9 protein-coding genes and 2 riboswitches are annotated in these 9,026 nt (G+C 61.9%); of the genes, 5 read left to right on the top strand and 4 right to left on the bottom strand.

What is annotated here, in order from left to right:
• The coding region (locus A3736_RS16300; RefSeq protein WP_197465646.1) for a chromate transporter at positions 1-541 on the bottom strand (541 nt) is incomplete at its 3' end.
• Between the two features lie 328 nt (positions 542-869).
• Entirely contained in the window at positions 870-2,072 is a 1,203-nt protein-coding gene (locus tag A3736_RS16295) for a tyrosine-type recombinase/integrase (protein ID WP_011415080.1), read from the bottom strand.
• Between the two features lie 163 nt (positions 2,073-2,235).
• On the opposite strand from A3736_RS16295, the gene A3736_RS16290 reads away from it, so the two are divergent.
• Both A3736_RS16290 and A3736_RS16285 read left to right on the top strand, forming a co-directional pair.
• Positions 2,236-3,141 carry a hypothetical protein gene (locus A3736_RS16290; RefSeq protein WP_011415079.1) on the top strand — a complete coding sequence of 302 codons (906 nt, stop codon included), beginning with the start codon at positions 2,236-2,238 and terminating at the stop codon, positions 3,139-3,141.
• Between the two features lie 154 nt (positions 3,142-3,295).
• Positions 3,296-3,580: a hypothetical protein gene (locus A3736_RS16285; RefSeq protein WP_011415078.1), complete on the top strand. Its 285-nt coding sequence runs from the start codon at positions 3,296-3,298 to the stop codon at positions 3,578-3,580.
• Between the two features lie 47 nt (positions 3,581-3,627).
• On the opposite strand, the gene A3736_RS16280 is transcribed toward A3736_RS16285, so the two are convergent.
• Positions 3,628-4,110: a hypothetical protein gene (locus A3736_RS16280; RefSeq protein ID WP_041685275.1), complete on the bottom strand. Its 483-nt coding sequence runs from the start codon at positions 4,108-4,110 to the stop codon at positions 3,628-3,630.
• Positions 4,111-4,277: 167 nt separating this feature from the next.
• Positions 4,278-4,501, top strand: a riboswitch (cobalamin riboswitch).
• Between the two features lie 176 nt (positions 4,502-4,677).
• Here A3736_RS16280 and A3736_RS16275 point away from each other — a divergent pair.
• The 3 genes from A3736_RS16275 to A3736_RS16265 are packed head-to-tail and all read left to right on the top strand — an operon-like array spanning position 4,678 to position 8,106.
• Positions 4,678-6,609, top strand: coding sequence for a TonB-dependent siderophore receptor (locus A3736_RS16275; RefSeq protein ID WP_011415076.1), 1,932 nt, complete (start codon positions 4,678-4,680; stop codon positions 6,607-6,609).
• Between the two features lie 11 nt (positions 6,610-6,620).
• Positions 6,621-7,175, top strand: a complete 555-nt coding sequence (locus tag A3736_RS16270; RefSeq protein ID WP_011415075.1) for a hypothetical protein — start codon at positions 6,621-6,623, stop codon at positions 7,173-7,175.
• Between the two features lie 19 nt (positions 7,176-7,194).
• The gene (locus tag A3736_RS16265; protein WP_197273285.1) at positions 7,195-8,106 is read left to right on the top strand and encodes a cobalamin-binding protein; all 912 of its coding nucleotides are present in this window, start codon (positions 7,195-7,197) and stop codon (positions 8,104-8,106) included.
• Positions 8,107-8,206: 100 nt separating this feature from the next.
• Positions 8,207-8,407: riboswitch (cobalamin riboswitch) on the top strand.
• A gap of 251 nt (positions 8,408-8,658) precedes the next feature.
• On the opposite strand, the gene A3736_RS16260 is transcribed toward A3736_RS16265, so the two are convergent.
• A partial coding sequence (locus tag A3736_RS16260; RefSeq protein ID WP_197465645.1) for a transposase occupies positions 8,659-9,026 on the bottom strand: 368 nt, incomplete at its 5' end.

The raw sequence follows: 9,026 nt of genomic DNA, 5'->3' as shown, positions 1-9,026 counted from the left end.
CCAGCGCGGCGGCCGCGATAATCAGCGGGAAAGGTGCATCGAATGCGAATATCGCCACGAAGGCTGCGGCGGCAATCAGATACATGGGCCAAGTTTTCAATGCCCTTTTCCCGATGCGCAGCAGGGCCTCGATGACTATGGCGAGCACCGCCGCCTTAATGCCGAAGAAAATCGCCTGGACGAAGCTGGCCTCCTGAAAACTGGCATAGAGCACGCTAAGCGCCATAATGCTGAGGAAGCCGGGAAGGACGAACAGGCATCCTGCGACGAGGCCACCGCGAACGCCGTGGAGCAACCAGCCAATATAGGTGGCAAGCTGCATGGCTTCCGGTCCGGGCAGGAGCATGCAGTAATTGAGCGCATGCAGGAACCGGTTCTCGCCGATCCAGCGCTTTTCATCGACTAGAATGCGGTGCATCACCGCGATCTGGCCGGCTGGCCCACCAAAGCTCAACGCGGCTATGCGCGCCCAGACACGCACCCCATCGGAAAACGGGATCGGAGTTTGTTCTACGGAACCTGAATTAGCGGGAGAATTCATCAACGCGTCCTTCGCACACAGCTCATCGAGCCGGACTTGGGCGCATTGCCTTACCGGGCGCCGGAATAAGTGCCCGAAGTCAAACTGCTAGATCATTGATCTGGTGTTGTCAAAAGCCTTACGCGAACAGTCTGCCTTGCACTTGGAGAATGTCGGCTTTCGAGATCGGCATTTGTATCTCCGATTTCCGAATTGAGGGCACGAAGCCGCCCTCAGCTACTACCTAGTCCAGTGGCAGGTTTCAGGATCGCGACGAGACCGATCAAATGTCCAATATGAGGGCGCAAAGCTGCCGGTGTCAGCTGCGAAACACCGCTCGCCGAACGACCTAATCTAGCTTCGATAGTAGCCGACCTGCTGCGCCAGCTTCGGCAGCAAGATTGCGGTTGTATGCTAGCGGCATCTTTGGCGACTTCCACCGCAGCGCATCCATGATCCCGGCGAGCGTTTCGCCGATCGCAAACAGATCTTGGTTCAACCCGACCCGCGTCGAATGTGCACTGAATCCTGCGACCAATTTCCTCGCCTGTTCTTTGTCGAGATCGCCGAACGCGCCCGCATCGATTGCGCTAGCGATCATGCCACGCACGATTGGCGTGACCGAGCCGGGGTGCAGTGCCTTCTCGCCCACATTGTATTCAGTCCGCGCCGCAACCGCTGCCTTCGCCGCGAACTTGCGCGGATCCCAGATCGCGCGCCCTGAGATTGTATTTGGATCGATTCGCCTGCGCGCTGGCCGATCGGCGTAGCGCCGCACAATCACGCGCCGGAACACCGGCCCCTCGCTGATGTCGGCGGCATGCAGCCAAGCTTGGAGCGCCTGTACGCTGCGCGGCGAGAGGTAGGCGGTCGAGCCTTCACCCTCCTGGTCGCCCTTGTGCCGCCCGATCCGCAGTAGACGTGCATCGGGATCGAGCGCCTCGACGATATCCTCGGCTGCGACGGCGACCAACTCGCTCGCGCGCAGGCCGGTATCGTAGGCGACCGAGAGCAGCGCGCGATTGCGCAGCCCGGTGGGTGTATTATCGCAGGCCCCGAGGATCGCGCGGATATGGATGCCGCGCGGTGTGGCCTGCACCGGATCTTTGACCGCGCCGCGAAATCGCAGCGGCCGCGCCTGCTTTTGCCGTGAGCCGACATTGCGGCGATGCGCCGCGATCGCGAGCCGGCAGATCTCGTGCTTGGTGGGATCGTCGAGGTCGAGCAGCCGGTGCGCCTTGGCGATCGATGCTTTGTACCGCACCAGCGAGGCGGGCGCGGCACCCTCGCTCGCCCGATGCTTCAGCCAGTCCGCGACCATCCCGGGCGTTGCCGGAAACGCGCGAGCGTCGCTGCGGCGGCACCACAGGTCGAACGCCTCGACATCCTGCCGCAGCGCGCGGATCGAATTGGGCGCGGCCGCCTCCACGTAAGCGGCGAGCAGTTCGCGATCGACGGCGACATTCGGCGCGCGTAGCGCGAGCGCGAGGTCGGTTTCGAGCGCGGCGAGAGCGCTACCGGGCAACGCGGAGGGGGGCGAGATATCGGACATGCCGGCATAAAACTAACTCAAACAGCACACTCCGCAACATGTGATAAGTTCTCCTTATCACATGTCTATGCACGGACCGTACGAGAGAGGGAAAGCAACGTACCATTTTGCTTTCGCGCGGAATCTATAGGCGGCTACGTTCGTTAGGGTTTTCGAGAAAACGATGCCTGCAACGACAGACCCTCTCCTCGAGCTCGGAAGGCTCGACGGGCGCCTCGCCCATAGCCCGGCGCGGGTCGCCTGGACCATCCGCGCGCGTTTCGAGGGCGCCGCCAGATCCGCATGCAACGCCGGCGTGCCGATCGACGCCAACCATATCGAAGCCTGGTTCGCCGGTTCAGGTTTGCCGCCCCGTAGCGGCGAAGGGCGCAACGATCCGCTGAGCGTCGTCGCGATCGTCCATTACTTCCTCGAGAGTCTCGAACCGGACCGAGGTCCGCACGCCCGCCAAGTCCGCCGTCTGCTTGGTTCACTGATCGATCCGGAGCGCGAAGCGGCGATCTGGGCGAATGCCGATCTCGTGCACTACGGCCCGCTGTGGCGGGCGCTGCGACGGATGGCGGAAGAACCCGACCTCGAACCTACGCTCGCCTCGATCGGCGCACGCATGGCGGAGATGGGTCGACTGATCGACAGGTCCGCCGATCACACCCGCCTGGTCGCTTGGCTACCGGACGGCCGTGAGATCGCTTTCAACCACGACCATCCCAAGGCCTGGCTCGCCTACCTCATGGTCCCGGCCATGTTGCGGCGGTCAGGACTGTCGGCGCATACGCTTCCCTCGCTGGTACCGCGACAGAAGTTCCTGTGCGGTTCGGCGAAGGAATGGACCGCGGCGGTCGCGGACTGCATCGCCGAACAAGCTCCCGCCGCCTATCGGTCGCTTTGTCGGATGGAGCGGGATGTGGGCGATCTGCGCACGCGTTTCCAGCGGACCAGGCGCAGTCGGCTCGCCGAAGCGGCCGAGCTGCGGGTCGCACTGCCTTCGCTGACACGCAACAAGCTCGCGATCGCTGTGAATGTCACGCCGGCAGGCGCGGGGTATCTGATGCGTCAGCTCGAACGCTAGAAGAGCGCGCTTTCATCGAAAGCTGCGAGCGGGGCTTCCATTCCGCGCCCGATTGGCTATCACGCTCACGAACCTTTTTGCCTGCCCGACCGCATCGCCCACACGGCTCAGCGGTCGGCGGGATTGTTGTAAGCAATCGAAAGGTTCTGATCCCATGAAACCACATGCATGTTTTCGCATCTCGGTCGACGAGCTCGCGCAGGATCTCGGCAATTATGTCGAACTTGCGAAGACGCGGACGTTCGAGATTTATGATAACGGTGAAGTCGAAGTGATGCTGGTGCGCATTTCTGCAATTCCCGATTGGGACGAGCAGTTGCAGAAGAGCATCCGGACCGACATGATGACGAAGATGGAGCGAGAAGAGTTCATGACCCCGCCTGAGGATCTGAGCCATCTGCCGGACAGCTATGACGATTGGCCGGATGACACAGACTGATCGCCGTGCGCCGGCTGCTCGAAACTACCTTGAAGCGAATGGCCCGCTTAGAGTTTCGAGCCGTTGGAGTTTCGCGCCAGTGAAGCTCTGATTTTGCAAAAGGTTTGTGGTTCAAGCATCGCCCCGAGAACCTCGCGCTCGTCGCGGTCCATTTCTCGAAAGCGAGACAAGAGAGCGATCTCCTGATCGTTGAGCTCGAACAGCCGAGCGTAATACTCCTCTTCTTCGCGCTCGCGCCTGACATCGCTGTGTTGCGGGATGTTCTCGCGTTCCCAGTCCCAGCGATCTTCATACGCGACCTGCGCGTGCTGAACGACAAGAGGCATCCAGAACATCCAATCCGGGATAGCGTCGCCTTCCCGTTCGAATCGAGCCACGCGCTTTTCCGTAGCCCGATCAAATCTGCTGCCTCCGCCGGGTCCAATATAAAGATCACTTTTGACCGCGCATGAAAAAAAGGCTTTCTCCACGTCCTTATGGGACCACTTCAATACGCGGCGCTGTTCGATGAGCCAGGTTCTGGCCTCCAATGGCGTTTCCCACTTTGGTCCGGGCAACATTACCAACTTAAGTCCGCCGTTACAGCACCGATAGTTCTTCCAGCCATCCGTTCTTCAAGCTCCCGAGTGAGCGCGCTGATTGGTCGCTCGACTATGCAAGCTCATGCTTGCCGAACATTCGGGTGAAGTCTAGAGCGTCCAGCGTCGGCGAAATCGCTCGCCGATAGTGCGTGCCGGTAACGGGAACGCAGTGAGGTCTTGCCGGGCCAATTCTGCGGCTGTCCCTGCAACTGTAAGCGGCGAGCGCGTGACATGAGTGGGGTTCGCTCCACGACCACTGGGCGGCGATGTCCGTCTGGGAAGGTATGTCGCGTGCAGTGACCCGTGAGCCAGGAGACCGACCGGTGCGTGTCGCTCTTGCCGGGCTCATGGGATTGGCCGGGCGCGAAACGAATTTCGTCTGGGCGACGAGTAGCGGTTGGAGCCGCATCGGCAGGACCGCCGGGGGATGCACGCGTCCGTCCCCTGGCAGTCTCGTCGACCGCGTTTGCGCGGACGCTCCGGCCAAGTCGCCTGGCGCCCTGGAAATTCGTGTCTATGAAATACGTTCATTTATTGCTTCTGTCTTCCGCATTCCTGACAAGTCCGGCGCTCGCGCAAACGATCGATCCCGATGCCGATCCTGAAACCTCCACGACCTCGATCGTCGTTACCGGGAACCGCGCGACCGATCCCGTGCCGATCGATCAGGTTGGCGGATCGGTCACGATCCTCGACCAGCAGGTCCTCGATCGGCGGCAAGTGCGCGAGGTGTCCGACGTGCTGCGCGACGTCCCGGGTGTCGCGGTCGGGCGGGTTCCCGGCCAGACGCAGATCCGGCTGCGAGGGGCCGAAGCCAATCATACGCTCGTCCTGATCGATGGGATCGAGGTGTCCGACCCCTACGCTGGCGAATTCGATTTCGGAACGCTCATCGCCGACGAGGCGGCGCGGATCGAGGTGCTGCGCGGGCAGCAGAGCGCGATCTACGGATCGGACGCGATCGGCGGCGTCATCCAGTACATCACGCTCGGCGGCCGCGATGCTCCCGGGGCGGCCGCGCGTATCGAAGCCGGTTCGTTCGGCACGCTGAACGGTGCTGCCCGGATCGCCGGATATAGCGGCGATCTCGACTATGCGCTGTCCGCCACGCTCAACACCACCGATGGCACGCCAGGCGCCCGCGGCGGCACGCGCGACCTTGCGAACGACAGCGGTGCGGTGTCTCTCAAGACGACGTTCGCGCCTACGTCCGATGCACGCCTTACCGGCGTATTGCGCTACGCACGCACCGATGCCGAATTCAACGACAGCGATTCCGATCCGGCAAGCCCGACGTTCGGATTCCAGGTCGATAGCCCCGGCAACCGTTTCCAGAACGAGGCTGTCTACGCGCTGGTGCGGGGCGAGGTGGACCTGCTCGACGATCGTTGGACCCATGCGCTGTCGGCACAGATCGCGGACACCCGGCGCGACGGTTTCGCTTCGACTGGACGCAGCTACGGCAGTGAAGGGCAGAGGCTGAAAGGGTCCTACGATACGACGTTGCGTATCGAAGCTGGCGGTCTCACACACCGGGTCACGGCGGCTCTCGACGTCGAACGCGAACGGTTCCGTAACACCGATCCGACCGGCTTCGCATTTACCGGTCGTCGGCAGATCGACAATATCGGCCTCGTCGGCCAGTATGCGATCGATCTGGGAGACCGGGCGAGCGCGTCCGCCTCGATTCGCAGGGACTGGAACGACCAGTTCGCCGATACGACGACCTACAGACTTCAGGCGAGCTATCGGATCGCTGCGGCTACGCGGGTGCGCGGGGCAGCAGGATCGGGGGTGAAGAACCCCTCGTTCTACGAACTCTACGGTTTCGTCGACGGTCGCTTTATAGGCAATCCCGACTTGAGGCCCGAGAAGTCGAGCGGATGGGAGATCGGGATAGACCAATCGCTGTTCGGTGAGCGCGCTTCGATTGGGGTCACCTATTTCGAAAGCGAACTGGACGACGAGATCTTCACTTCCTTTCCGCCCCCGAACTTCGTCGCCAGCCCCAGCAATCGCGACACCGTCTCTGAAAGAAACGGTGTCGAAGTGTCCGGCGAGGCGCGCTTGGGCGAGGCCTGGCGCGTCAATGGAGCCTACACCTATCTGCGTTCCCGCGAGAATGGCACGCGCGAGGTACGTCGGCCCTCGCATACCGCCAGTCTGGCCGTCGACTGGCGCGTTCCCGGGGATGCGGGAGGGGTCACGCTCGTCGCGCGCTACAATGGCGAGACGATCGACAGCGCCTTCATCGATCCCTCCTTCGTGCCGGTTCGCGTGCAACTGGACGACTACCTGCTGCTGAACGTCGCCGCCGACGTGAGGGTCATGGATAATGTCGAGCTGTTCGGCCGGGTCGAGAACCTGACGGCCGCCGACTACGAGGATGTCTTCAGCTTCGCGACGCCGGGACGCTCGTTCGCCGTCGGCGCGCGCGCACGCTTCTAGGGAGAATTTCGATGACGGATGAAATCACGGCGCAGTCGGAGGCTGCTAGGTTCGCATGGCCTGTCACACTCGCCTTGGCGACCGTGGGCGGATCGCTGGCCGCCGCCTGCATGATGCCGTTCGTGGCTCTGGCGATCGTGACCGCCGCGACCATGCACCGCTCGCTCGCGCTGGCGACGATCCTCGCGATCTGGGCGACCAACCAGGTGCTGGGGTTCACCGTTCTCGGCTACCCGCATACGGGTTATGCGTTCGCTTGGGGCGGTGCGCTCGGCATCGCATCGGTTCTGGCAATGCTTGCAGGTGCCGCCGTCATGGGCGAACGTGACGAGCTGAGTTCGTTTCGGACGCTGAGTGCCTTTCTGATCGGATTCTTCGTCTACGAGGCTGCGCTCTTCGGGCTCACTTTGGTCGTAGGCGGAACCGAGACCTTCGCGATGCCGATCGTGGGGCAGATCTTCGCGAACGATGCACTGTGGTTCGCAGGACTTTCGGGCGCCTACTGGATCCTTACCAGCACCGCTCCAAAACTCTTCGGACCCACGCCGCGGCTGCGGCTCGCCTGACATGGCGCATCCGCGGATAGTGTCTCTCCTGCCGAGCGCGACCGAGATCGCCGTCGCGCTCGGGTTGGGACAGAACCTCGTAGGTCGCTCTCACGAATGCGACTATCCGCCATCCGTAAAGGGGTTGCCGGTCGTCACGTCCACCAAGCTGGAGAAGGGATTGACGTCGTGCCAGATCGACGACCGGGTTCAGGGAATCGTGCGGCAGGGTCTGTCGGTATACGAGGTCGACACCGCGCTGCTGCGCGACCTGCGGCCCGACCTCATCCTGACGCAGTCGCAATGCGCGGTCTGCGCGGTTACCCCTGCCGATCTGGAGGAGGCACTGAGCGAGTGGACCGGAACCGCACCGGTCCTGCTCTCGCTGGCGCCCGACACGCTGGAGGATGTGTGGGGCGATTTCGCCAAGGTCGCCGAAGCGGCGGGATTGTCCGAGCGGACATCTTCGGTGGTCGACGGCTTGAGACGGCGCATGGCAGGGCTGGCCGAAAACCGAGGGCGGAGGATAGATCGTCCAAGCGTCGCCGCGATCGAATGGATCGATCCGCTGATGGCGGCAGGAAACTGGGTGCCCGAACTGATCGAGGCGGCCGGCGGTCGTCCGTTATTCGCGCGAGCCGGTGAACATTCCCCGTGGCTGGAATGGGACGACTTGATCGCCGCCGATCCCGAGCTGATCGTCGCTATGCCCTGCGGATATCAATTGCCGAAGACACTCGCCGATCTCGGTTCGCTCGTCGACCGCTCCGGTTGGAAGGACCTTACCGCGGTTCGCAAAGGAAAGGTCTTCGCCGTCGATGGCCATCATTATTTCAATCGGCCCGGCCCACGGCTCGTCGAATCTGCCGAGCTTATTGCGCAGCTGCTCGGGACGAGCTCAATTCGCGCATTCGAAATGGGACGGGACTGGATGGTCATCGGCGGGGATTGACGATGTTTCCGCACCGTTCGACGCATATGATCCCTTCGCCCCTTCTTTTTTAAGGTACGAACCGATACAACAAGCTAGCTGGATGCTACGTTGCGCGCATTCAGCGTAAATTCGCACCGGTAACGGGAACACAGTGAGGCCTTCCAAGGTCAAATCTGCGGCTGTCCCTGCAACTGTAAGCGGCGAGCGAGAAATACAGGCGGGTCACTCCGCAGCCACTGAACCTAATGATTTGTTCGGGAAGGTGTATTCAAGCGATGACCCGCAAACCAGGAGACCGACCGGAGCGAGTCGCTCTTGCCTGGCTCATGGGATTGGTCAGGCGCGAAATCATTTTCGTCGGAGCGACGATAGCGGCTTGGATTGCTCCGAGCACGCCCGGTCGGCGTAATGCGTCCGTTGGCCAGGCTGCTCGGCCGGGATTCGGAGATCCAAGCCATTATGTCGGCGTGAAGGGCATAGAGCCCACGGAGAAAATACCATGTTCAAAACTAGGGTATACGGATTTAATGGTTGATGGGGCACCTTCACCCCATCAATCTGATACCACCCTCAGATGGTTGATAGATCGACTCCGTAGTTGAGTTCCTCTGCGAAGTCCGGCAGTCCGTAACCGATGGTTTTCTTGTAGAAAGGAGAGACCTTCGCAGTCGGTGCCTTCTTCTTGTGCTTCGTGGTGTAGAGCATTCGTGCCCGCATCACCTCGAAGGAGTAACCGCGCCCTTCACGGTTCTTGTCCTTGGCCAGTCGGTTGATGGACTCCGTGTAAGCGTTGGTGACGGGCATGTCCGTCTCGAAGTAGGTCATGGTCTCTTCGCGCCAGTTTCCCACTGCCCTGACCAGATCGCTCCAGACTTCCTTTTGGCCCTTCGGGATGGTGGCTATCCACTCGTCCAGGGCGGCTTCTGCCTGGAGCCGTG

Origin of the sequence: Erythrobacter sp. HI0063 (assembly GCF_001635685.1) — a bacterium.
Lineage (GTDB): Bacteria > Pseudomonadota > Alphaproteobacteria > Sphingomonadales > Sphingomonadaceae > Qipengyuania.
The sequence above is the reverse complement of the archived record's forward strand: the minus strand, read 5'-3'. Positions and strand labels throughout refer to the sequence as shown.